Source organism: Tenacibaculum sp. 1B UA (genome assembly GCF_033978845.1).
Classification (GTDB): domain Bacteria; phylum Bacteroidota; class Bacteroidia; order Flavobacteriales; family Flavobacteriaceae; genus Polaribacter.
The window spans coordinates 181,820-207,259 of the sequence record NZ_JAKVUA010000001.1; the positions used below are offsets into that span (position 1 = coordinate 181,820).

General features: G+C 32.4%; 21 protein-coding genes and 2 tRNA genes. 13 read left to right on the forward strand and 10 right to left on the reverse strand.

What is annotated here, in order from left to right:
• Positions 1–170: 170 nt before the first annotated feature.
• Both MK851_RS00900 and MK851_RS00905 read right to left on the reverse strand, forming a co-directional pair.
• Positions 171–241: transfer RNA gene (locus tag MK851_RS00900), tRNA-Gln, on the reverse strand.
• A gap of 95 nt (positions 242–336) precedes the next feature.
• Positions 337–407: transfer RNA gene (locus tag MK851_RS00905), tRNA-Gln, on the reverse strand.
• Positions 408–623: 216 nt separating this feature from the next.
• On the opposite strand from MK851_RS00905, the gene MK851_RS00910 reads away from it, so the two are divergent.
• Both MK851_RS00910 and MK851_RS00915 read left to right on the forward strand, forming a co-directional pair.
• Positions 624–3,737: a DUF2723 domain-containing protein gene (locus MK851_RS00910; protein WP_320240682.1), complete on the forward strand. Its 3,114-nt coding sequence runs from the start codon at positions 624–626 to the stop codon at positions 3,735–3,737.
• Positions 3,738–3,742: 5 nt separating this feature from the next.
• Complete coding sequence (locus MK851_RS00915; protein WP_320240684.1) at positions 3,743–4,372, forward strand: polysaccharide deacetylase family protein; 630 nt, start codon at positions 3,743–3,745, stop codon at positions 4,370–4,372.
• Here the strand turns inward: MK851_RS00915 and MK851_RS00920 are convergent.
• On the reverse strand, positions 4,369–4,662 hold the full coding sequence (locus MK851_RS00920) for a thioredoxin family protein (RefSeq protein ID WP_099215056.1): 294 nt from the start codon (positions 4,660–4,662) through the stop codon (positions 4,369–4,371). The genes MK851_RS00915 and MK851_RS00920 overlap by 4 nt on opposite strands.
• An 87-nt stretch (positions 4,663–4,749) precedes the next feature.
• Positions 4,750–5,973: a metallophosphoesterase gene (locus MK851_RS00925; protein ID WP_320240690.1), complete on the reverse strand. Its 1,224-nt coding sequence runs from the start codon at positions 5,971–5,973 to the stop codon at positions 4,750–4,752.
• Between the two features lie 172 nt (positions 5,974–6,145).
• Between MK851_RS00925 and polA the strand changes: the two genes are divergently transcribed.
• Positions 6,146–8,968 (forward strand): DNA polymerase I, encoded by a 2,823-nt coding sequence (polA, locus tag MK851_RS00930; protein WP_320240692.1) that lies wholly within the window; start codon positions 6,146–6,148, stop codon positions 8,966–8,968.
• On the opposite strand, the gene MK851_RS00935 is transcribed toward polA, so the two are convergent.
• Positions 8,965–9,921: a YafY family protein gene (locus MK851_RS00935; protein ID WP_320240694.1), complete on the reverse strand. Its 957-nt coding sequence runs from the start codon at positions 9,919–9,921 to the stop codon at positions 8,965–8,967. The two genes, polA and MK851_RS00935, sit on opposite strands and share 4 nt — an antisense overlap.
• A 212-nt stretch (positions 9,922–10,133) precedes the next feature.
• Here MK851_RS00935 and MK851_RS00940 point away from each other — a divergent pair, with 212 nt between their 5' ends.
• Both MK851_RS00940 and MK851_RS00945 read left to right on the forward strand, forming a co-directional pair.
• On the forward strand, positions 10,134–10,625 hold the full coding sequence (locus MK851_RS00940) for a DinB family protein (RefSeq protein ID WP_320240696.1): 492 nt from the start codon (positions 10,134–10,136) through the stop codon (positions 10,623–10,625).
• A gap of 16 nt (positions 10,626–10,641) precedes the next feature.
• On the forward strand, positions 10,642–10,860 hold the full coding sequence (locus MK851_RS00945; RefSeq protein ID WP_320240698.1) for a hypothetical protein: 219 nt from the start codon (positions 10,642–10,644) through the stop codon (positions 10,858–10,860).
• 110 nt (positions 10,861–10,970) lie between these two features.
• Here MK851_RS00945 and MK851_RS00950 read toward each other — a convergent pair whose 3' ends face one another.
• A complete protein-coding gene (locus tag MK851_RS00950) occupies positions 10,971–12,566 on the reverse strand; it encodes an Ig-like domain-containing protein (RefSeq protein WP_320240700.1) in 1,596 nt (531 codons plus the stop codon).
• 54 nt (positions 12,567–12,620) lie between these two features.
• Positions 12,621–13,160, reverse strand: coding sequence for a ComF family protein (locus MK851_RS00955; RefSeq protein ID WP_320240702.1), 540 nt, complete (start codon positions 13,158–13,160; stop codon positions 12,621–12,623).
• 205 nt (positions 13,161–13,365) lie between these two features.
• Here MK851_RS00955 and MK851_RS00960 point away from each other — a divergent pair, with 205 nt between their 5' ends.
• The 5 genes from MK851_RS00960 (at position 13,366) to MK851_RS00980 (ending at position 17,821) form a co-directional block, all read left to right on the forward strand.
• Positions 13,366–13,926, forward strand: a complete 561-nt coding sequence (locus MK851_RS00960; protein ID WP_115899512.1) for a class I SAM-dependent methyltransferase — start codon at positions 13,366–13,368, stop codon at positions 13,924–13,926.
• A gap of 45 nt (positions 13,927–13,971) precedes the next feature.
• The gene (locus MK851_RS00965; RefSeq protein WP_320240705.1) at positions 13,972–14,874 is read left to right on the forward strand and encodes a hypothetical protein; all 903 of its coding nucleotides are present in this window, start codon (positions 13,972–13,974) and stop codon (positions 14,872–14,874) included.
• A gap of 47 nt (positions 14,875–14,921) precedes the next feature.
• Positions 14,922–15,800 (forward strand): hypothetical protein, encoded by an 879-nt coding sequence (locus tag MK851_RS00970; RefSeq protein ID WP_303505914.1) that lies wholly within the window; start codon positions 14,922–14,924, stop codon positions 15,798–15,800.
• 109 nt (positions 15,801–15,909) lie between these two features.
• Positions 15,910–17,457 carry a glycine--tRNA ligase gene (locus tag MK851_RS00975; RefSeq protein WP_320240709.1) on the forward strand — a complete coding sequence of 516 codons (1,548 nt, stop codon included), beginning with the start codon at positions 15,910–15,912 and terminating at the stop codon, positions 17,455–17,457.
• Between the two features lie 136 nt (positions 17,458–17,593).
• The gene (locus MK851_RS00980; protein ID WP_320240711.1) at positions 17,594–17,821 is read left to right on the forward strand and encodes a hypothetical protein; all 228 of its coding nucleotides are present in this window, start codon (positions 17,594–17,596) and stop codon (positions 17,819–17,821) included.
• Between the two features lie 29 nt (positions 17,822–17,850).
• Here the strand turns inward: MK851_RS00980 and MK851_RS00985 are convergent, their stop codons facing one another.
• Both MK851_RS00985 and MK851_RS00990 read right to left on the reverse strand, forming a co-directional pair.
• On the reverse strand, positions 17,851–19,509 hold the full coding sequence (locus MK851_RS00985) for an SGNH/GDSL hydrolase family protein (protein WP_303505920.1): 1,659 nt from the start codon (positions 19,507–19,509) through the stop codon (positions 17,851–17,853).
• A gap of 10 nt (positions 19,510–19,519) precedes the next feature.
• A complete protein-coding gene (locus tag MK851_RS00990) occupies positions 19,520–22,210 on the reverse strand; it encodes a TonB-dependent receptor (protein ID WP_303505922.1) in 2,691 nt (896 codons plus the stop codon).
• Positions 22,211–22,403: 193 nt separating this feature from the next.
• Here MK851_RS00990 and MK851_RS00995 point away from each other — a divergent pair, with 193 nt between their 5' ends.
• The 3 genes from MK851_RS00995 (at position 22,404) to serS (ending at position 25,068) form a co-directional block, all read left to right on the forward strand.
• Positions 22,404–23,342 (forward strand): bifunctional riboflavin kinase/FAD synthetase, encoded by a 939-nt coding sequence (locus tag MK851_RS00995; RefSeq protein WP_303505924.1) that lies wholly within the window; start codon positions 22,404–22,406, stop codon positions 23,340–23,342.
• A 157-nt stretch (positions 23,343–23,499) separates the two neighbouring features.
• Entirely contained in the window at positions 23,500–23,727 is a 228-nt protein-coding gene (locus MK851_RS01000; protein ID WP_303505926.1) for a helix-turn-helix domain-containing protein, read from the forward strand.
• Positions 23,728–23,793: 66 nt separating this feature from the next.
• The gene (gene serS, locus MK851_RS01005; RefSeq protein ID WP_303505928.1) at positions 23,794–25,068 is read left to right on the forward strand and encodes a serine--tRNA ligase; all 1,275 of its coding nucleotides are present in this window, start codon (positions 23,794–23,796) and stop codon (positions 25,066–25,068) included.
• Between the two features lie 92 nt (positions 25,069–25,160).
• Here serS and MK851_RS01010 read toward each other — a convergent pair whose 3' ends face one another.
• Positions 25,161–25,304, reverse strand: a complete 144-nt coding sequence (locus tag MK851_RS01010) for a hypothetical protein (RefSeq protein ID WP_320240715.1) — start codon at positions 25,302–25,304, stop codon at positions 25,161–25,163.
• Between the last annotated feature and the right edge of the window lie 136 nt (positions 25,305–25,440).

Consider the following 25,440-nt stretch of genomic DNA (forward strand, 5'->3'; position numbering starts at 1 on the left):
GGGTAGTTTTAGTCGAGAAAGCACCTATCAACTTACTAATTACTTTTTACATTAAAACTTTCAACTAAATAATATTAAACGAAAAACTACTATATTACTGACTCAAATACTGACACGTATTTTTATTAAAAAAGACAAAAGCCTTAACTTATTCAGTTAAGACTTTTTAGTTGGCCCACAAGGACTCGAACCTTGAATATCGGTACCAAAAACCGGTGTGTTACCATTACACCATGGGCCAATGTTTACAGTGCAAATATAAAAACAAAGTTTTATATTTAGAAATCATTAAACACTTTTTATAAAAAAATCCTCACGAAGTTCGTAAGGATTTTGTTGGCCTACAAGGACTCGAACCTTGAATATCGGTACCAAAAACCGGTGTGTTACCATTACACCATAGGCCAATTGCTTATTGCGGGTGCAAATATAAAACAAAGTTTTATTTTAGCAAATTTTTTGCGCTTTTTTTCATTTACTCCTTTTTTAACCTTTTAAAATTTCATTTAACAGAACTTTAAATAGGTGGTTATGCCACAGAATTCATCAAAATTATATTTTTGTTTTCAGTAAAAAATCATAAGTAATTAATACATTCGTACTTTATATCTAGATAAAAAACTATGACTGAGTTTAACTATAAAAAGTGGAACATCATTTTAGGATGGGTTTCGTTTGCCGTAGCGTTAATTACCTATACCTTAACTCTTGAGCCTACAGTAAGTTCATGGGATTGTGGAGAGTACATTGCTACTGCTGTAAATTTAGAAGTTGGACACCCACCAGGAGCTCCTTTATTTCAAATGTTAGGTGCTTTTTTCGCTATGTTTACTAGTGACCCTAGTCAGTTGGCAAAAATGGTCAACTTTATGTCAGGGTTAGCAAGTGCTTTTACTATCCTTTTCATGTTTTGGACGATTACCAATTTAGCCAGAAAAATGGCATTTAAAAATGGTAAGTTAGGTAATAATGAAGCTATTGCTGTTTTAGGAAGCGGATTAGTTGGTGCTTTAGCTTATACTTTTTCTGATAGTTTTTGGTTTAGTGCTGTTGAAGGGGAGGTGTATGCTATGTCTTCTTTCTTAATGGCGCTACTATTTTGGTTAGGGTTACGATGGGAAAGTGAATTAAATACTCCTAGAGGAAATAAATGGTTGGTATTAATCAGTTTTGTAGTTGGGTTATCTTTTGGAGTTCACATACTATCTTTATTAGTAATTCCTTCTATCGTTTTGGTATATTTCTTTAAAACGTATAAAGACATCAACATAAAAACAACGGCAATTGCAACCCTAGTTGCCATACTAGTTTTAGCGTTTGTGTTTAAATTTTTATTCCCTTTTACTTTAAAATTCTTTAGTGTTGCTGAACTATTTTTTATCAACCAAGTAGGATTGCCTTATAACTCAGGAACCATCATTGCTGGAATTGTTTTAATCGGGTTGTTCGTTTACGGGTTAAAGTACACGCGTAAAAAGAACTTGGTTACAGCTAATACCTTAGTGCTTTCTGTGTTATTTATTATGATTGGATTCTCATCTTGGTTAATGTTACCAATTCGTGCAAATGCTGATACCATTATTAATGAGAATAACCCATCAAGTGCGCGTGAACTACTAGCATATTATAACCGTGAACAATACGGTGATGCAAATGTTTTTTATGACAATTACTATTCTATTGCTTACGACAGAGAACAAGATGCTGATAAACCATATAAAGACGATAAACCTAAGTATGAAAAAATAGATGGTAAATACGTAATTGTAAATAAATACAAAAACGTACTTCCTAATTACTCAAGTAAACATAAAGGATTTATTCCTCGTATGGTAAATCCAGCTTCTGAGCAACAATACAAAAGTATTGCTGGAATTCCAGCTCGAAGTAAAAGACGTCCAACGTTTTTAGAAAACATAAAATTCATGGTTGATTTTCAATTTGGATATATGTACGGGCGTTATTTTATGTGGAACTTTGTAGGTCGTCAAAACGATATTCAAGGACATTTAGATATTGAAAATGGAAACTGGTTAAGCGGTATTGATTTTATTGATGAGGCCCGCTTAGGCTCTCAACAAAAGTTACCTGAGGATGTTAAAAACAACAAAGGTCGTAATACTTACTTCTTTTTACCTTTTATTTTAGGGCTTATTGGTTTGTTATATCAATTGAATAGAGATAAGAAGAATTTTTATGTGTTAACACTGTTCTTTTTATTCACAGGGTTAGCTATTATATTTTACACCAACCCAAAACCTTTTGAACCTCGTGAACGTGATTATGCGGTAGTTGGTTCGTTTTATGTGTTTGCTATTTGGATTGGCTTTGGAGTACTTGCCCTTTATGATTACTTTAAAAAATACGCTCCTAAAAAAGTAGTTGCCATTGCTGTTTCAGTAGTTTCATTACTAGCTGTTCCTACTTTAATGGGCTTCCAAAACTGGGATGATCATGATAGATCTGACCGTTATTTGGCACAACTAAATGCACAAACGTATTTAGAAAGTTGTGATCCGAACGCTATTATATTTACTATTGGAGACAACGATACGTTCCCTCTTTGGTACATGCAGCAAGTAGAAGGTATACGTAGAGATATTAAAATAGTAAACACAAGTCTTTTTCAAACAGATTGGTACATCGATCAAATGAAAAAGAAAACCTATGATGCAGACCCAATTCCGTCGCAGTTAACACACGATCAATATAAGTACGGAACCTTGGATATGGCATACTACTATCCACTTCCACAGTTAAAGGATTCTTTACTTAACATAAAAGATTTTATGCGTTGGATAGCTAGTGATAATGATGCTACTTATTTAGACGCTGGTGATGGGGCTAAGGAAAAATTTTACCCAACTAACAAAATTCGCATTCCTGTTAACAAAGAAAATGCTTTAAAAACTGGATTAGTAGCACAAAAAGATGCTGATAAAATGGTAGATTATATTGACATTACTGTTGATGATAGAGGTTTATCAAAAGCAAGGCTTTTAATGTTAGACATCTTAAATAATTTTGATTGGAAGCGACCTATTTATTTCACTGGCGGTGCAAATGCAGATGAAGAATACATATGGTTAAAAGATTACCTACAGTTAGATGGAATGGCTTATAAACTAGTACCTATTAAAACACCTAATAAAGGACGAACAATTTTTGACATGGGACGTATCGACCCTGGAAAAATGTATGCTAATGTTAAAAAATGGGATTGGAAAACCATTAATAATGGTGAAATATACTTGGATGAGCAAAGTAAGCGTAATGCAATTTCATTACGCAATAACTTAATTCGTTTATCAGAAGAATTCTTACAAAAAGGAGATTCTGTAAAAGCGAAAGATGTATTAGATTTATCGTTACACAAAATGCCTATCAAAGATTTTGATCACTACAATTTCTCTTTAGGATATCCAGAATTGTATTATCGTATAGGTGATATTGATAAAGCACGTGAAACGGCTGAAACTTTGGCTGCTATTTTTCAACAAAAACTCGTCTATTACGATACCTTTAAAACTGAGGATATTGGTTTAATTATTGATAATTTAGAAACAACTTTATACATGTATCAAAACTTAGTTCAGCAAATTACTCGATACGACAAAGATGAAGACTTCGGTAAAAAGTTTTTTGAAGATTATCTAACTCATGCACGTTTATTTGAGCGTCTAATGCCTGAAGACGAACCTGGATTGCCTCTAGAACTCGATACTATAAAACCTTAATTTTAATGAGGTTCTATTTTACAAAAACACCACGTATACTTAAACAACTATTTGCTAAGTATACGTGGTCTTTTTTTACCGATAAAAAGGAAATTTACCTCACTTTTGATGATGGTCCTATTCCAGAGGTAACAGAATTTGTACTTGACCAACTTCACCAATTCAATGCAAAAGCTACTTTTTTTTGTATTGGTGATAATATCCGAAAACACTCCGCTGTTTTTTCAAGAATTATTAACGAAGGGCATTCGGTAGGAAACCATACTTTTAATCACTTAAACGGCTGGAAAAGCAGCAATAAAATCTATATTAAAAACACCAATAAATGTGAAAGCTTATTACCTGATCAAAAAACAAAACTATTTCGTCCTCCATACGGAAAGATAAAAAGAAAACAAGCCAAACAACTTCTTGCGAGTGGCTATAAAATTTTTATGTGGGATGTATTATCAGCAGATTTTGATTCGAGCATCACGAAGGAAAAATGTTTGCAAAACGTACTTGAAAATGCACAAAACGGAAGTATCATCGTTTTTCACGATAGTATAAAAGCTAGCGACAACTTGTATTATGCGCTTCCAAAAGTTTTAAAAGAATTTTCGCAAAGAGGTTATAACTTTAAAGCAATCACTTAAACAAACTGCTGAACCAATCCTATTAAAGTATTAGCATCTTGCTCACCTGTTTGACGCCATTTCATCTCACCATTTTTATAAATCATAAAAGTTGGATTCCCTTTAACACGTAAGGCATCAGCAAGAATTTCATTCTTTTTAATGTCTATTTTAATTACTTTGGCTTTGTCACCTAATGCAGCAGCTACATCACGAAGTGTATCTAAACTAGGTTCTAGTTCACTCCAATCTGCATAAAAATCGATTAACACAGGTTTGTTAATGCTTATAATTTCACCAAACTTTGTCATCTTTTGCATACGTTTAATCACTAAAGAGCCTAAAATTACTAATTTTTTGTTAGGTAATTATTATGAAAATCTTAAAAATACTGAAAATCAAGCTTTTTTTAACTCAATTACAGTTATTTCTGGCCAAATCCCTACTCTACCAGGAAAAGCATGGTAGCCAAATCCTCTATTTACATTAATGTATCTATCAAACTCTTTATATAATCCTGCCCATTGCTTATAGACATATTTTGAAGGACTCCATTTAATCCAGCCAGGAATTTCAATTCCAAACTGTAAACCATGTGTATGCCCACTTAAGGTAAGTTGATAATTAAAATCATCTTGCTTTACTTTATATTCCCAATGACTTGGGTCATGAGATAATAAAATTTTAAAATCCTCTTGTTGTACTCCTTTAGAAGCTAATTGTAAATCTCCTGCTTTATTAAATCCTTTACCCCAATTTTCTACACCTACTAAAGCAATTCTTTCTCCGTCTTTTTCTATATATCGATTTTCATTCAACAATAACTCAAATCCTATTTTTGGATGAATCTCTTTTACTGCTTGAAAATTTGCTATTTTATCTTCTGGTGTTTTCCAATCAGAATAATCACCATAATCATGGTTTCCTAATATCGAGTATTTCCCCATAGGTGCTTTTAATTCCGAAAACATTGACACCCAATCATTCATTTCATGAGCAAAATTATTAACGATGTCACCTGTAAATAAAATCATATCAGATTCCTGTTCATTAATTAAATCTACTCCATATTTAATCTTTTCTTTATTATCAAAACTCCCTGAATGAATATCGGTAATATGAGATATTGTAAAACCATCAAAAGCCTCAGGCAAGTCTTTAAAACTTAACTGATACTTCAACACCTTGTAGTTATATTTCCCTTTAAAAATACCGTATAGTAAACTTGCAAACGGTAATGCTGCCAACCCAAGAGCAAGTTTTGACAGAAAAGTCCTTCTACCTACTAACTCTTTAGTTTCTTCTTTAGATAAAAATGAGATTCCTTTTTGAATCCATCTTACAACATCTTCTCCAAACATTAATATGAAAATTACCACTTTAGGAACTAAAACAAGTAAAAGCATACCCACCGCCCATTGAAATTCTCTTGTTTGACCATGACTTCTATCGTAAGTAAACATCACATAAAAAAAGTTCACATATGCCAACAACCCTATTAACAACCACCCATAACGAATAATTTTTATTTTAGTAAGTGTTTTTATTGCTTGAAAAGCATATGCTTCAAACACAATAATTATTGCTGATATTATAATAACTGTTACTAACCAACGAGACATCTATTTCATTTTTAAGGAGAAACAAAGATACAGCGATTCTTAAAATTGATTTTTAACATCTTGTTAAAGTTTTGTAGCTTTACCTCCAGAGTTGATAGGAACATTTGTTTTCTACTTTTTTCCGTAAACAAATCGGTATCAACATTTTATTTCAATAGGCTTAAGAGACAACATGGCAAATCAAAAACGACTTTTTTTACTCGACGCATACGCTTTAATTTTTAGAGGATATTACGCTTTTATTAAAAATCCACGTATCAATTCTAAAGGGTTAGACACCTCAGCAATTATGGGTTTTACAAACTCTTTACTGGATGTAATAAAACGTGAAAAGCCAGATTATTTAGCTGTGTGTTTTGACAAAGGCGGAAGTGTTGATCGTGTTGAAGCTTTTGAAGATTATAAAGCCAACCGACAAGAAACTCCTGAAGCTATTCGTTTAGCAGTACCTTATATTGAAAAAATATTAGGAGCCATGAACATTCCTGCCATTGTAAAAGAAGGATACGAAGCCGATGATATTATTGGTACGCTAGCTAAAAAAGCCGAGAAAGAAGGATTACACACCTACATGGTAACGCCCGATAAAGATTTTGCCCAACTAGTTTCTGATCATATTTTTATGTATCGCCCACCTCGCATGGGAAATGGATATGAAAAATGGGGTATTGAAGAAGTAAAAGCTAAGTTTGGTGTAGAAGATCCTTTACAAGTAATTGACTTTTTAGGAATGATGGGAGATGCTGTTGATAATATCCCTGGGTTACCAGGTGTTGGTGAAAAAACAGCTAAAAAATTTCTTGCTGCATACGGAAGTATGGAAGGTTTGTTTGAAAACATTCATGAGCTAAAAGGAAAAATGAAAGAAAAGGTAGAAGCTAACCAAGAATTAGGGTTGCTTTCTAAAAAACTAGCAACTATTATGCTAGATGTTCCTGTTGAATTAGAGCTAGATAAATTAATTTTTGAGCAACCTAATATTGATGCTACCAAGGAGATTTTTACTGAGTTAGAGTTCCGTCGTTTAACGGAAAACTTCTTAAAAACATTTGCTCCTTCGGAAGAAAGTATCCCTTCTGTTGAAAAACCAAAAACAACAAAGGCTAGTACAGCTGGTCAGTTTGATTTATTTGCAGCTCCTGGTGGTGGAAATACTTCAGAAGAAAACAATATTAATGGATATAAAACCATTGAAAACACTAATCATTTCTATCAATTAATAGATACGCCTCTTTCAAGAAAACTGTTATTAGAAAAACTAATGCAACAAAATTCAGTATGTTTTGATACGGAAACTACTGGATTAAAAGCTTTAGAGGTTGAATTGATTGGAATTGCTTTTTCTTGGGAAGCAGGTAAAGGATATTATGTTTCATTTCCAGAAAATCAAGAGGAAACCGCAACTATTTTAGAAGAGTTTCGTCCATTTTTTGAAACCGAAACCATTGAAAAAATTGGGCATAATTTAAAATACGATATTAAAGTACTTTCAAACTATAATATGCCTGTAAAAGGAAAATTGTTTGACACCATGATTGCGCATTACCTTATCAATCCAGATATGCGTCACAACATGGATATACTTGCTGAGACCTATCTAAACTATCAACCTGTTTCTATTACAGAGCTCATAGGTAAAAAAGGCAAAAATCAACTTTCTATGCGACAAGTTGAGTTACCCAAACAAACCGAGTATGCCGTTGAGGATGCTGATATTACTTATCAATTAAAAGAGCACTTTTCTAAAGAGCTTGAAAATGGTAACGTTACCAAACTATTCAACGAAGTCGAAACGCCACTAGTTTCTGTATTAACAGCCATGGAAATTGAAGGTATTAATTTAGATATCGACTTCTTAAAAACTCTTTCAGGAGCATTGTCTAAAGACATTTCACAACTTGAGCAAAACATATACGAGCAAGCTGGTGAAGAGTTTAACATTGCATCACCAAAACAATTAGGTCCTATTTTATTTGACAAGTTGAAACTGGTTGACAAACCTAAGAAGACTAAAACAGGTCAATATTCTACAGCAGAAGATGTACTTTCGTATTTAGCAAAAGACCATCAAATTGTGGCAGATATTTTAGAATATCGTCAGTATAAAAAACTACAAAGCACCTACGTTGATGCGCTTCCGAATGAAGTTAACCCAAAAACAGGAAGAGTGCATACCGTGTATGCACAAGCAGTTGCTGCTACAGGGCGTTTGAGTTCTAACAACCCAAACTTACAAAACATTCCTATTCGTACAAAACGTGGACAGGAAGTACGTAAAGCATTTATTCCAAGGGACGAAAACTATGTATTGTTAGCAGCGGATTACAGTCAGATTGAACTACGAATTATTGCTGCATTAAGCGAAGAAGAAACGATGATTAAAGCTTTTAAAGATGGTGAAGATATTCATGCTTCTACCGCTGCAAAAGTATTCAACGTTCCCATTGAAGAGGTAACTCGTGAGCAACGTGGCAATGCTAAAACGGTAAACTTTGGAATTATTTATGGGGTTTCTGCTTTCGGATTAAGTAACCAAACCGATTTATCTCGAAAAGAAGCCAAAGAATTAATTGACACCTACTATAAAACCTATCCGAAACTAAGAAATTATATGTCTAAGCAGGTAGATTTTGCTCGTGAGCATGGATATGTAGAAACTGTTTTACATCGTCGCCGTTATTTAAAAGACATCAACTCTCGTAATGCTATTGTTCGTGGTGCTGCCGAAAGAAATGCCGTAAACGCACCTATTCAAGGTTCTGCTGCTGATATAATCAAGCTTGCCATGATTAACATTTACAAGCGATTTGAGCAAGAAAATTTTAAATCGAAAATGTTACTACAAGTACATGATGAATTGGTTTTTGATGCACATAAAGATGAAGTAGATATTATTAAACCGATTATTAAGCAAGAAATGGAAAATGCTTTTAAAATGAGCGTTCCGTTAGATGTTGAAATTGATACAGGAGCTAATTGGTTAGAAGCGCATTAAAGTTTAGTAATCGCTTTTTTTAAAATCGCTTTTACCTGAAGTTTTAAACTTTCAGGTTCAATTATTTTGGCATAATCTGAAAACACAATATACCATCTTGAAAAGCCGTGTTCAACATAAGATGTCATGAATGTCATTTCTACTTGGTTTCCTTTTACTTTTTCAGAGATAAAACCGTGTTGCATTTTACTATTGTTAATATATCGCACCACACTTTTATCAACAGAAATAACAACTTTTGTTTTTGGTGTGTTCTCATACTGGCTTCGGTATTCATCTAACGTAATGTGTTCTCTGGTAAAACTATGTTCAGTTGATTTTATAGCTAACATTCTATCGGTTCTAAACTGCCTGTAGTCGCTTCTTAAATGACAAAAAGCCAATACATACCAAAACCCTGATTCGTGATAAATACCAACAGGTTCTACGAAACGTTCAGACGGTGTTTCTCTATTTACTGCTTGATATTTTAAAAACACCTGCCTTTTTTCAGCAATACTTTCAAACAAAGTTTCAAGTGCATTTGGTAAACTATCGTTGAACAATTTATTTGTAGGATCAACCAATATTTGTGATTCTAAGGCAGAAATCCAATCTTTTTCACGACCACGTAGCACTGATTTTAACTTCATCATAGCAGACTCATAATAATTCCCTAATGATTTATCTACAAACTTCTGCATTAGTTTTTCGGCAGCCACAAAACTTCCTACCTCTTCTCTCGTAAACATAACAGGAGGCAAACGGTACCCTTCCATAATAGAATAACCGACACCTGCTTCGCTTATAATAGGCACACCTGATGCTTCAAGCGTTCGTATATCACGATAAATGGTACGTAAGCTTACCTCAAATCTATCAGCCAATTCTTGTGCTTTTACTATACGTTTAGATTGTAACTGAATAAGTATTGCCACAATTCTATCAAAACGTTTTACCGTATCTAAACTCATAATGCTATAACATATTTCCCAAAGATAGGATTTCAGGCTGAAGTATTTTTTAAATTTTAGCTTCAACATAATAACTATACTTTATACAAATAAACATACAGTAAGTGACAACCGCTTGTCAATAGACACTTTTAAAATTTATTTTTTCCTACTGACATAAAGCTGTCACTACCCCATAGTATTTTTGGTTTCAAATAATAAATTTTACAATTATGGAAACCACAACAAGCACATTATTAGAACAAGTAATTACACCATCTGAGTTATTAGCACATTGGCAAGGACACAGAGCTTTAACCCGAAGAACTATTGAAGTTTTTCCTGAAGATGCTTTTTTTAATTACTCTATAGGAGGTATGCGCACTTTTGCTGATATGGTTATGGAACTTTTAGGCATAGCTGGACCTGGCATTAAAGAAATTGCTACTGGAGAAATACAAGAGTTAATTGAAGAAGTAGATCACGGTAACAAAAAAGCAAAAATTCTTGAACTTTGGGATAAAGCTACTGATGAAATAAACACCTATTGGGTACAAATTAAACCAGAACAATTTCAGCAGAACATTAAAATATTTGGTCAATATGAGGGCACAGTTTGGTCTTCAATATTCTATTTTATTGATAATGAAATCCACCATCGAGGACAAGGGTATGTTTATTTACGCGCTTTAGGTATTGAACCCCCATTTTTTTATGAGCGTTAATCAAAATTCATTTAAAATGAAAACAGTTTTGGTATTTAAAACATCAATCACAAAAAACAAGGAGATTAAAATTGTTCAACCCACATTAAACCGTTTGATTGCTAAAAACGATCGCTGGAATTTTGACCTAGAGGATTGCGATAATATTCTTCGAGTAGAGACTCAAATGGTTAAAGCAAATGCTGTCTTAAAAGCATTACAACATCATGGTTTTTATTGTGAAGAACTTTTATAAATAATCACTAGTGTCTTTTCAAAAAAGCTAGGTCTGTATAATGATAAAAACCTAATAAAGAACAACTGGTTTCTTTATTAGGTTTACTCCCTTTTTTAAAATAATATTATTTATTCAATTACAAACGTTTCGTTTTGTATCCAGTTAGCTCTTAGCTTAAACTCTTTATCTAAATAAATGATTTGCTCTGGCTGTTTTCTTAATAAGAAATCTCCAGTATCCCACATACGGTTATTATTTTCATCAACTATTGCTCTAATGCTATATTCTTTAGGTTCTAATAGGGTAAATTCTATTTTTTTAGAAGAAGTGATGTATCGTTTTTCTACAACTTTGTCTTGACTTAATAGTTCAATAATAACTGGAGATTCTGTTTCGTTTTTAATCTCTAATACAATACTTCCATAATCTTCTACTGTTCGTGTTGTAAATTTATAATCTAACGTATCGTTTGTAGTTTCAAAAACATCCGTTATTCCTTGTGGCAACCCTTTAAAAATATACCCGTATTTAGGCTTCTTTTCAAACAACACTGCTAATTTGTTAATCGATTGTTTTTTTAACTCAAAAGGTACATCAACAGTATCTTTATCAATCAATGAAAACTTTGATTTATCAAAAGAAACAATTGGGTTGTTGGTTTGAATAAACATGGTATCTTTTAAATTCAAAACTCCACTCACACTTGATGACACGGATAAAGAATCTATTTTCTTTTTTCGTAAACGTACCGTTATAGTGTCTTTAAAATTCTGATTGTTTACTATAAAATTCAACGAATCTCTTTCTATAGGTGTATGCCAATAATTAAGTGTGTCTTTACCTTTTTCAAACTGAGTAAATGATTTGAAGTCTTCCGGAACTTCAGATAACAGTTCAATATTCATATCTTCCTGCCTCCCTTCAAATCCAAATTGGATTCTTCCTTTTGTTACCTCTTTTCCCCTCTTAAATTCATACGGTTGAACCTCTTTAAAAAAGCGAATAGGTTTGTTAATTATAGTATCTTGAGGCAACGTAATTGTATCTACTACAAAACCTATTTTATCTGTTCTACTGTTAAAAATATAATCGTTAGAAGGTTCTTTTAAAGCTAGCATTAAATATTTTCCTTCACGTAAATTACTAAACTCAAAATTTGTGGAATCTAACGTACTTGTTACATAATTTGGTTTTTGTTTAAAAATAATAGTGTCGTTGTATGTACTATCAAGTTTATATAGTAAAACACTTACTTCTTTCACCTCTTTTTTATCAAAAGCATCAGCTACAGCTCCTTTAATTTTTAAAGAATCGATATAATCTCCTGTTGAATACACGTATTTAAAACTCTCTAATTTGTTGTTTTCATTATTGTCTTGTACTGCATTTCCAAAGTTAAAAGTATAGGTGGTATTTTGTTGTAGTGTATCTAATATTTTAATATTTATATACTTGCTTGGTGTTCCTTGAGGTGTAATTAATGGAGGATTTTTCATTGGAGGGGAAACTACCAACTGTTTTTGTAAGTCTTTTAAAACAATATATTCATCAAAATAAATACGAATGTTATCATCATCAAAATGAATAGTTTCATAAGGGGGATTTGCAGTAACCATTATTGGTGCAGTTTCATCTTTTGGACCTCCTTCTGGTCGTCCCTTACGTGCACAGCTACTTATTAAAAAAGCGAAAAGAGTTACTAAAATAAAGTGTTTATTTTTCACAAAATAATGGTTTAAAATCCATTTTCAAAAGTAGTAAATTAAGATGGAATGGTATCAGTCTTTTTGTGTATACGCCATTGTCGCTACACTTATAGTTATGTTTTGCGTTTTTAAAAGTTCGTCTGCACAAGCTTCTATGGTTGCTCCTGTAGTAATAACATCATCAATAAGCAAGACGTGTTTTTTTTCAAAAAAAGTCGTATCAACAAGTTTAAACTTTGTTTTATTATTAGAAAATCGTTCAAATCGTTGTTTTAGAGTTTGTGTTTTAGTTTTAGAAGTTCTAATTAGAATATCTGATTTATACTCAATATTCAAAATATCGCTCAATCGTTCACCAAACATAGTTACTTGATTATACCCCCTCTTTGTAAACTTTTTTGAATGTAGTGGCACAGGAATAATGTAATCTACATCCACAAAAACATTTGATTTCTTTAATTTTTCCCCAAACCAGTCTGCCATAAATAGCCCTATTTCTGGTTGGTTTTTATATTTTAACTGATGAATAAGTTTTTGCGTTACTCCTTTCTTTCTATAAAAAAGAAAAGAACGTACAGCTTGTACTGGCACTTTTCCATAAAAATTTGACATTAATGTAACATTTGTGTGCTTATTATCGTCTATAATTGGTAAGTCGTTTTTACAAATAGTGCACAAGAATTTCTCATTTTGTAACAACATTATTTCACAATTTACACATAAATTGGGATAAAATAAATAGAATATCTCTTTTAAAAATCGCATCTTTACAGGCCTTTTTTAACAGAAAGATACAAAAAACAACAGAAGTCATATTTTGAGTAAAAAGTTTAATTTTTTCAAAGAAGCCGTAAAAAACTATAAAACATCAGGTACAGTTGTGCCAAGTTCTAGATACTTGGCAAATAAGATGCTAAAAGAAATTGATTTTAAAACAGCAGAAGTTATTGTTGAGCTAGGCCCTGGAAATGGAGCTATAACACAATATATTTTAAAAAAACTTCAGCCCAACACCGTGTTAATCTGTTTTGAAATAAATGAGGCTTTTTATAATGAATTGAAAAAAATAAAGCATCAACAATTAATTGTTCTAAAAGCTTCTGCCGAAGATATTAAATTTGAAATAGAAAAGTTAGGATATTCAAAAGCAGACTATATAGTTTCTAGCTTACCTTTAACTATTATCCCAAAAGAAATATCACATTCTATCTTAACAAAAAGCCATAGTTTTTTAACTACCGCTGGACTGTTTATTCAATATCAATACAGCTTAACTTACTACAAAAAACTAAAAGAAGTTTTTGGTAATGCTATCTATTTGAGCTTCGAACCATTAAACTTCCCTCCTGCTTTTATTTATAAATGTGTTAAGAAATAAATAGTATATTAGCGCAGAGCGCACCCCTTCATTACAACCTTTAAAATGATGCTAGTCTCAAAAATAAAGAACAACAGTTTCATCGCATTTTTAATTTTACTAATACTTGTTATTGGTTTTTTATCTTATGAAAATGCCAAAGACTACTCTGAACTTAAAGCTGTTTTTGAGCTAGAAAAAAAAGAGCTAGAAAGTGAGCTAACAAACATAATTGAAGATTATGAAGAAGCTAGTTATAAGAAAAGTAAGTATTCTTTAAGGTTAAAAGATGAGCTGCATAAAGTAATTAAACTTAGAGATTCTGTTAAAAACTTAAAAAAAATAGACTATAAGTTTATCAGATATTATAGAAAAAGAACAGGAATACTTATTGAAGAAAACGAAAAACTTTTCACTCAAATAAATCGTCTTAATACAATTAACAATGAATTAATTTCAAAAAATGATAGTGTTAAAGAAGCTTTATTAGTAAAGGAAAAACAAAATGCAAAACTTGCTAACTTAAATCGTTTCTTAAGCAAGGAAAAACATGACCTAAAGAAAAAAATAGCTACTGCTGAAATAATTGAAATCTCTACTATAAAGGCAGAAGCCATGAAAAAGAAAAGAAATGGAAAATTCACCTCAACAAATAGGTCTAACAAAGTAAATGCCTTTAAAATAGAATTTGATTTACTAGAAAACAAAGTAGTATCCTCTGGCCCTAAAGAAGTTTATATTCAAGTAATAGACACTAACAAAAAGGTTATTGCTCCTTATAAAAAAGTAAGTTTGCAAAACAATAAAAAAATATGGTGTAGTGATGTTTTAATTGCTGAGTATAACAATGAACAACTATCTATGATTTCTTTTGTGAATATAAATAGTAAAATTAACGCAGGAATATACCATATAAATACATTTGTTAACGGTATTCAAGCTGGTAATAAATCCCTAGCATTAAAGTAACCCCTTAAAATTAATTAATAACTTAATACAATCAATCCCCCTTAACCATGAATCAACAAAAAACCAAAAATGTTTTAATTTTAGTACTAATTATCTTATCTCTTTTCCTGTTTTATTACTCGTTTCAAAAATCAAATGAAAATAAAAATCTTCAAAATATTTTCTTAGAAGAAAAAGCCGAATTACAGCAAGATCTCGATGAAATGATTAAAGACTATACTGATGTTGTTGTTGGTAAAAAACGTTTAGCTGATAGATTAGAAGTAGAGTTAATAAAAATGAAAAGTTTAAGAGACTCAATAAAAGACTTAAAATCTGACAACTTTGGACTTATAAGAAAATACCGAAGTAGAATTGCAAGTTTAGAGCGTGAAAACAAAAAGCTTTTCATACAAATAGATTCTTTAAATAGTGCTAATGACGCTTTAACACAAGAAAATGTTATAGCTAACGAAATTTTGCAGCAAAAAGATAGTGTAAATGAGACTTTGACAGAAAAAAACAAAGAGTTAGAAGCTAAAGTTGCTATTGGCGGAGTTATTAAAACAAGTCCTGTAAAAGCAGTTGCGATGAAAGAACGTAGTAGTGGAAAGCTAACATCTACAAGTAGATCTAGCAGAACTGATGCGTTTAGAATTAATTTCGACTTGTTAGAAAACCCAATAACTACAGCTGGCGAAAAACGTGTATACATTCAAATTATTGATGAAAATAAAAATGTAGTTGCTCCTAAAGGAAAAACTGACTTAAAAAATGGGCAAAAAGTTCAATATACAGACTCTCTAGAGGTTAACTATAGTAACAACCGTTTAAGTCTTGTATCTTTAGTCTTGGTAAATAGAGATAATATTAAAAAAGGAAAATATGTAATTAGTGCTTTTGTTGACGGTGTTTACTCTGGAAATGCTACTATAAAACTGAGATAAACAACACTAATACATATTAAATGTGAATAAAAAGTGAAGAGTTTAATTAATTCTTCACTTTTTTCTTTTTCCATAGCCATAGTTTAAATCCTTATTTTATTTTTGCAACATGGCAAAACAAGAAGATCAATTTAAAAAAGTATTATCGCACGCAAAAGAATACGGTTATGTGTTCCAATCATCTGAAATTTATGATGGTTTAAGCGCTGTGTATGATTATGCTCAAAACGGAGTAGAATTAAAGAAAAACATTCGTGATTATTGGTGGAAAGCAATGGTGCAAATGCACGAAAACATTGTGGGCATTGATGCTTCAATACTCATGCACCCAACTACTTGGAAAGCCTCAGGCCATGTTGATGCTTTCAACGATCCTTTAATTGATAACAAAGACTCTAAAAAGCGTTATAGAGCTGATGTTTTAGTTGAAGATTTTAGAGAAAAAATCAATGAAAAAATTCAAAAAGATATAACCAAAGCAAAAAAGCGTTTTGGTGAAGCTTTTAATGAAGATGAATTTAGAAGTACAAATCCAAATGTTTTAAGACGTCAAAAACAAATTGACGAGATAACAGTTGAACTAACTAGAGTTCAAGAAGAAAACGATTTAGAAGGGTTTAGAAATTTAATTATAGACTTAGGTATTACATGTCCTGTTTCTGGTTCTAAAAATTGGACAGAAGTTAAGCAATTTAACTTAATGTTTGGAACCCAATTGGGAGCTTCAGCCGACAGTTCAACACAAGTATATTTACGTCCTGAAACAGCACAAGGTATTTTTGTAAACTTTTTAAACGTACAAAAAACTGGGCGTATGAAAATTCCTTTTGGAATTGCACAAACTGGCAAAGCTTTTCGTAATGAGATAGTTGCGCGCCAATTTATATTTAGACAACGAGAGTTTGAGCAAATGGAAATGCAATTTTTTGTAAAACCAGGTACTCAAAAGGAATGGTATGAAAAGTGGAAAGAAACCCGTTTAAAATGGCATATGTCTTTAGGACTAGGAGAAGAAAACTACCGTTTCCACGATCATGATAAATTAGCTCACTATGCTGATGCAGCTGCTGATATTGAATTTAAGTTTCCTTTTGGGTTTAAAGAATTAGAAGGGATTCATTCTCGTACTGATTTCGATTTAAGTCAGCATGAAAAGTTTTCTGGCAAAAAACTACAATACTTCGATCACGAAGATAACACCAGCTATGTACCTTATGTAGTTGAAACATCAATTGGTTTAGACAGAATGTTCTTAGCCGTTTTTTCTAACTCTTTACAAGAAGAAGAGCTAGAAAATGGTTCAACAAGAACCGTTTTAAAATTACCTGCAGTTTTAGCACCTACCAAAGCGGCTATTTTACCGTTGGTTAAAAAAGATGGTTTACCAGAGGTTGCTCGTAAAATTGTTAACGATTTAAAATGGGACTTTAATGTTGTTTATGATGAAAAAGATGCTGTTGGAAGAAGATATCGTCGTCAAGATGCTGTTGGTACACCTTTCTGTATTACGGTAGATCATGATACTTTAGAAGACAACACTGTTACCATTCGCCATAGAGATACTATGGAGCAAAAACGAGTTAAAATAGAAGATTTAAGCAACATTATTAAACAAGAGGTAGATGTACGCTCTTGGTTACAAAAAATGGAAGCATAAATCTTAAAACGACAAAATAAAGCAAGAATCCTAAACGTAACTGTTTAGGGTTTTTATTTTTGCAATAGTAAATAACTTTACATACAAATCTTAATATCAAGTAAGAGTTTTAACTAACCGATAAAATAGAAAACAGATGAAAACTGTACTTAAAATATTATTCATCATCTTTTTACTTTGGATGATAGCCGGTGCTTATCTTTTAAACACAGAGCACCCTAAATCACAAGTAGTAATGGGCCTAGGTGTTTTATACATGTCATTTATATTAATGCCTTTATTTATTTACTATAGGTATAAAGATGGTAAGTACAAAAAGTATGTTATCAACTCTGATAAGAACAAAAAAAAAGCTAAAGATTAATCTTCAGCTTTTTTACTTTATTTTGCTCACTACTGTAAAGTAGGTGAGTAATTTGTTGGATAGTCATCTGGCTTTGCTAAACCGTCTTTACCTTCTGTAAAGTTAGATCCATATGCTGCATCAATAGCAGCTAACATTTTATTAGCCATTAACGCATATCCTCTAGCTGTTAAATGAATTCCATCTAAACCAATTAAACCACCAGTAATTAAGCTTGTATTCATATTGTACCTTCCAAACTCTAAACCACTAGTAGAAGCTTCTTGTAAAATCGCGTTAAAATCTACAAAAGCGTATCCTTTCGCCTCAGCAACTGTTTTAATAGTCTCATTATACGCGTCAGTCGCTGTTTTAATTTCTACTTGTTCTTCCGGAGTTAATACCCACTTATCTTCTAAAGGTAATGTTACTCCTTCAGCTGAAAACTGACCTGCTAAAGTAGCTGGTAACAACCCGCCACTTTGAGCTATTAAATCTGCTGCCGCTGCATTGTTAACTTTTCCTATGACAGCACTACTTGGCAATACTAATAAGTCATTTTCTGTTGCCGATCTAGCTTTCCCATATTGTTTTCCTAATAATTGAGCTACCAATGGAGCTGCTGCTGCTGGTAACCCTAGAGATTCAACAAAAGGAACAAAAGTTGGACTCGTACTTAAATTGGTTGTTATTGCATTTGTTAAATCAGTTGCTTTTTCGTCTTCTACCACTACTGGACTAGCTCCTGTTTCAGAAAAAACAATCGCTCTCTCCGGTTCACCAGCACCTACATAAATTTGGTTAATTGCTCCATACACTGTATTTAACAAAGGTATTTGAGCCCCAAACTCTGCATTAGATGGATCTAATGGTGCATATGGTACGGTAGTAAAATGTGGTAAGCTTGTAATGTAAGGTAAGTTTGCTACTACTCCTTTAGCTCCTGTAGCTTCTAAAGCACTAATTATACCGTTAAAAACATTATTAAAAACTAATGGATTTGTTATATCATTTGCTCCATAAGTACTTGGATCTAAATTTCCTGTAGGATTAGTGTCTGTGGGAGATTGATTAACACCTGTACCTCCTGATACAGCATAACCTAACACATCATTCCCTCCAATTTCAGACAACGTAAAAAACGTAGGTGCTTTTGCAACTGCATCTCCTATAACAGTTGCTGCTGCTGGATTTGTTGTCATTCTTCCAAAATACGGATTTAGCATCCCGTATCCTGCAAATGTTAAGTGAAAGCTTTTAGCTCCTGGTAATCCTATATTATTAAAACCAGTTGCAGTTGCAATAGATGTAGCTGCATTTGTTGTTGGTGTTTCATCTAAACGTGCTGGTCCTGAGCCATTAAAATAAAATCTTGGCTCTTGTATTATATTTCCTCCTAATACTAGTCCTCCTATGTTATCATTCATTAATGGTTGTACAAATTCTCCTCCTCCAACTAAAGCAAATTTACTTGCTAAAGTATTCGGAAAAGAATACTGTTGCCCTGCTTTAAACAAAGCCCCGTCAGTAAAACCGGCAGTAAAAGATGCTCCTATTGAAACATAATTAGAAAAGTCTGCACTTCCAGCCTGAAGTGCTACACTATTTTCTGCTTCGCCTTTAATTTCTGTTAGTGTATTGTCTACATCACAGGCAGTAAAGCCTAAAAATAATGCAGACAAAAAAGTATATTTAATTGTATTTTTCATTGTTTCTTTTTTAGTTGTTGATAGTCCAAGAAATATAGTACTGAGAACCTACAGCTCCCACTCCAGGTGCACTTAAATATTCTTTTCCTGTTAAATTAGACCCTCCTACTTTAAACACTGATTTAATTGAAGGTACTGAATAATTAACTTGAGCATCAAGAACAGTTCTTTCTTCTACAGTTCCTTCTAAGAAGGTAGACTGCCAGTAAAACTCATCTTGCCAACGAGCACTAATATTGAACCCAAAGTTTTCAAACAAGTTAGGGTGTCCAAACTGCATTTTAACTTTGTGCTCAGGTGTATTAAACCCAGCTTCAAAATCAGGATCAGCAGCTTGATCAAAATCAAACTTAGACCATGTATAATTTAATCCAACATCAAATCCATTAAATATCTTTGTGTTTAACCCTAAACCTAGCCCATAAGAATCTACATCAACTGTTGAATTCGTTTTTACACTAAATGTTCTTACTAAGTCTCTATTGGTTAAGTTATTCACAGTTACTGGTGTATTTGGATCTACCAATACAACCACATCTTTGTTAGAAATAAAATCAGAGTACATGTTATAGTATGTACTAAAATCAATAGATAGTTTATTTTCTCCTAATGGAACAGCTGCACGATACCCAACTTCAAAAGACTTTACTTTTTCTGGCTCTACAAGGTCTGTTGTTGCTAATGTAGGGTTCCCGTTTGCTATAGAATTAGCAGAATACCCTCTATCAAACACATCTTGACCTGTTAAAACAAAGCTTCCTGTTGTTGTCTCTGCATTAGCTGAAAAACGTCCAATATTATCTGGAGCTGTTCCTAAGATAAATCCTGCCCCTGTTGCTAAACCAATGTATTGATCTTGCGTAGTTGGATTACGGAAACCTGTTTGAAAAGAAGCTCTAAAATTATGATTCTTGTTCTCTCCTGCTGCATAGGCTAGTGAAATTCTTGGTGTAACGTTTCCGTCAAAATTATCTGATTTGTCATAACGTAAAGATCCTGTAAACTTTAAACGATCATCCATCATTTTCTTTTGAATCTGAGTGTACATTCCATACTCTCCATATTTAATAGGCCCATCACTATCGGTATAAATAGTTCCAAAAGAATTAAGCTTGTACTGTCTGTAAGAACCTCCTACTTGAACTTCTGCCCAATCAATATAATCACGTAAATTCAAGTTTGCATCTGCATGGTAGTAACTAGTATTGTCTCTAAACTTAGATCCTGTCATTAAATCTGGGTCAGCAGTTACTTCATTAAACAATCTTGTAAACTCTGCTGAACCAGGCTCTGGTCTTCCAGTATCAGCTACTTGTCTAGCGATTGCATGAGAACCATGCATTAGGTAAGCTCCTGCATATTCCTGAAACCAAACACTGTTAGGTTTCCATTTACCATTCATATTTATTGCAGCAAAACGAGTATCGTAAGAGTCTCCTGCGTCTTCGCCTGCATAATATCCTCTAACAAAGAAATTTTTACCTCTAACCTCTAATTTATGTTGTTCCATAAAAAAGTTAGCTAAATTATAACGGTTTTGTCCTTGATAAATCGTGTTACCAGTACCGTATTTAGAGTTCCAAATAATTTCAACACGATCATTTCCTAATGGGCGATAATGTATAGCTCCATTAAATTTTACACTTTTAGCTTCGTTAGACATTAAGTCTACTTCTCTATACCCTGTTCTACTTACCTTTCCTACAGCTCCACCTAAATCAACCGATACTTCATCTCCATATACATTAGCTCCATCATAATTTGGGTCATCAGCATGACTCATACCTGGAATATAGCTTCCACCAATACCTGTTGTATTTCTATAATCAGTTGCATGCCACTCTTCACCCTTTAAATATGAAAAACTAGCTTTAACAGCAAAATAATCATCAAAAGCATGTGCCATTTTAATCGTAGTATCATAATAACCATTATCTCCTGCTGCTTCTTGGCTTGTTAAGCCCGCTTTTAAACCAACACTAATACCCTGCTCATTAAAAGGATTCTCACTACGCATTAACATAATACCATTAAATGCATTGGCTCCATATAAAGCAGAAGCTGCTCCTGGTAAAATCTCAACACTTTTCACATCTACTTCAGAAATACCTAAAAGGTTTCCAATTGCGAAGTTTAATGCAGGTGAAGCATTATCCATCCCATCCACTAACTGAACAAAACGCTCATTCCCAAAAGTCGCAAAACCACGTGTATTAACTGTTTTAAAAGTTAACCCTCCTGAGTTTACATCAACTCCTTTTAAGTTTTCTAACCCATCATAATATGAAGCTGAAGCTGTATTTTTAATCGCTCTAGAGTCAAAACGTTCAATTGTTACTGGTGATTCCATAACACGTTCTGGGGTTCTTGAAGCTGATACAACTACTTCATCTAAAGATGTTGCGTTTTCCGTTAAGCTAACCTCAACGACTTGGTTGTTTTTTGTTATTTCAACTTTTTTTGTTTGATACCCTAAAGAAGAAATTTCAATGGTAAACGGTGGGATATCTGTTACCGTCATTGTAAACTTACCATCAAAATCAGTAGATGTTCCTACTGCTTTTCTCGAAACTTTAATGTTTGCTCCTGGTAATGGCCCTCCAAGGGAAGCATCATTAACCGTACCTGTAAAGGTAGTTTGAGCAACCATCATTGCTGTACCAAATAGCACAAATGCAACAAGTAATAGCTTTTTCATCATAATATAAAATAATTTGTTAACTGTAGTGCAAAATACAATTTTTTTTCATTTGCGAAATATTTACCCTGTTTTTTTATATTTATACCAAAATAAGAGAGAAAAAGTTACCAAAAACAAATTTTAGATTTTATTTATTAATTTATTATTTATCATCTTCTACAAATTGTATTTTTGCCTAAATTTATTAGTAGCCTTGGAAATTATACATTCTATTTTTGACTTTACTCCTTCTCAAAAAACAATGGTGACCATTGGTACTTTTGATGGAGTTCATATTGGGCATCAAAAAATTATTGAGAAACTAGTTAGTGATACAAAGGCTAACAATAAAAAGTCGGTGTTACTAACATTTTTTCCTCATCCAAGAATGGTACTACAAAAAGATGTTTCTATCAAATTAATTAATACCATTGATGAAAGGGCACAACACCTTGAAAAGTTAGGATTAGATTATTTAATTATCCATCCTTTTAGTAGAGAATTCTCAAGACTTACTGCTTTAGATTTTGTCCGTGACATTTTAGTAAATCAACTAAACATTTCTAAACTTATTATTGGCTACGATCATCATTTTGGAAAAAATAGAGAAGGTAATATTGAGCAATTAACAGAGTATTCTCACTTATATGATTTTACAGTTGAAGAAATTCCTGCTCAAGATATTGATGAAGTATCCGTTAGCTCTACAAAAATTAGAAAAGCACTTGCTAATGGACATTTAAAAACTGCTAATAATTATTTAGGATATAACTTTTCTCTTACTGGAAAAGTTGTAAACGGAAAACAGTTAGGCGGAAAAATAGGGTTTCCTACAGCAAACATTGACATACGTGAAGATTACAAATTAATTCCTAAAACAGGTGTTTATATAGTAAAATCTATTATTGATAATACTGCTACTTATGGAATGATGAATATTGGTAATCGACCAACGGTTGATGGTAAACACCAAACAATTGAAGTACATTATTTCAACTTTAACCAAAACCTGTATGGTAAAGAGTTAACTATTGAACTAATTTACTACTTAAGAGATGAACAAAAATTCGATTCTGTTTCTGGCTTAATTTCTCAATTAAAAAAAGACCAGCAAAATTCAATGCTCTTTTTAAAAAGTTACGCCAAACCCTAACCTTAAAATTATACTTAAAGCCCCCCGGTTTCAAATATCTTTAGAATTAGTATTATTGACGTAACTGCACACAAAGTTAATTTTTTTAAAACCTATATAATGACAAGTATGTCATTATATAATTCATATGTTTTTAAGACTTTGTATCAAAAAAAGAATGATGCTGTCAAAAAAGGAGGTAACCTTAAAAAAGGTAGCCCTGTGTGTAAAAACTTTAAGAGAAGAGTATCATATTACTTCAAGTGAGTTTTATATTGACACTGGAATACATTTAGCAAGAATAGAACAAGGAAAAACAAATGTCACTATTACTACTCTTCAGAAAATATGTGATTATTTCAACATTACGTTATCAGACTTCTTTATGATGCTTGAAGAAATTTAGTATACAAAACACATTGCTTAAGTCTATAGCTTCTTTTATCTTTGCTTTTCTTAAAAAATTAAAAAGATGTTACAGGTTCAGTTTATTAGAGAAAACAAACAAACTGTTTTAGACGGATTGGCAAAACGTAATTTTGCTAATGCAGAAACAATTATTGAAGAAGTATTAACTGCTGATGAAACGCGTAGAACTACACAAGTTTCTTTAGATACTGTTTTAGCTGAATCGAACAAAATATCCAAAGAAATTGGAGGTCTTTTTAAGTCTGGAAAAGCTGAAGAAGCAAACCAACTTAAAGCAAAAACAGGTGAGTTAAAAGAACAATCTAAACAATTAACAGAAGAATTAAATTCTGCTTCAGACAAATTGAACGAGTTATTGTATCAAATACCTAATGTTCCTCATCCTTCAGTTAAAGCAGGAAAAAACGAAGAGGATAACGAAGAGGTTTTCAATGAAGGTATTATTCCTGATTTAGGAGAAAAAGCATTACCTCATTGGGAATTAGCGAAGAAGTATGATATTATTGATTTTGATTTAGGGGCAAAAATTTCGGGTGCTGGTTTTCCTGTATACAAAGGTAAAGGAGCTCGTTTACAACGTGCTTTAATCAACTATTTTTTAGATAAAAACACCGCTGCTGGATATAACGAAGTACAGGTTCCTCATTTAGTAAATGAAGCTTCTGGTTTTGGTACTGGACAATTACCTGACAAAGAAGGACAAATGTACCATGTAACTGGTGATGATTTATATTTAATTCCAACAGCTGAAGTCCCTATAACCAATATGTTTAGAGGTAATTTGGTAAAAGAAGCTGATTTACCAATTACTGTAACGGGGTATACACCTTGCTTTCGTCGTGAAGCGGGTAGTTACGGAGCACATGTTCGTGGATTAAATCGTTTACACCAATTTGATAAGGTTGAAATTGTTCGTGTTGAACATCCTGATAATTCATACAATGCTTTAAACGGAATGGTAGATCACATTAAAGAAATTTTACGTGAATTAAAATTACCGTATCGTATTTTACGTTTGTGTGGTGGAGACACTGGTTTTACTTCTGCCTTAACATTCGATTTTGAATTGTATTCTACAGCGCAAGAACGTTGGCTAGAAATTAGTTCTGCTTCAAATTTTGAAACGTTTCAAGCAAATCGTTTAAAGTTACGTTTTAAGAATAAAGAAGGTAAAAGTCAATTAGTACATACACTAAATGGAAGTTCATTAGCCTTACCTCGTGTATTAGCTGGTATTTTAGAAAACTACCAAACTGAGAATGGAATTAAAATTCCTGAAGTATTAGTTCCTTACTGTGGTTTTGATATGATTGATTAATCAACCTTCAATATAAAAAATGAAAAAACCCCAAGCCTCAATTACGACGCTTGGGATTTTTAATTAATCAATCCCCATTGAAAAAAACATGTTTAGTTGGCAACTACTGCTACCATTAATCTCTTGTATTTATTCATTTCTAACAAAGCTTCAAAATATTGAGGTATTTGACCTTTTCTCATAAACTCATTTGCATTCTGCTTTGCTATTTTATATTGTGTCGTAAAATTTCTCATAGTTTACACTGTTTAGTTGTTTTAGTAATAAGACAAAGTTCGTGCCAAAATGTTACACTACTATTTAAAAAAGCATCTCTTTTAATAGTATTTTAACAATTTTGTTCTGTATTTTTGGTAGATGAAACCGCTATTA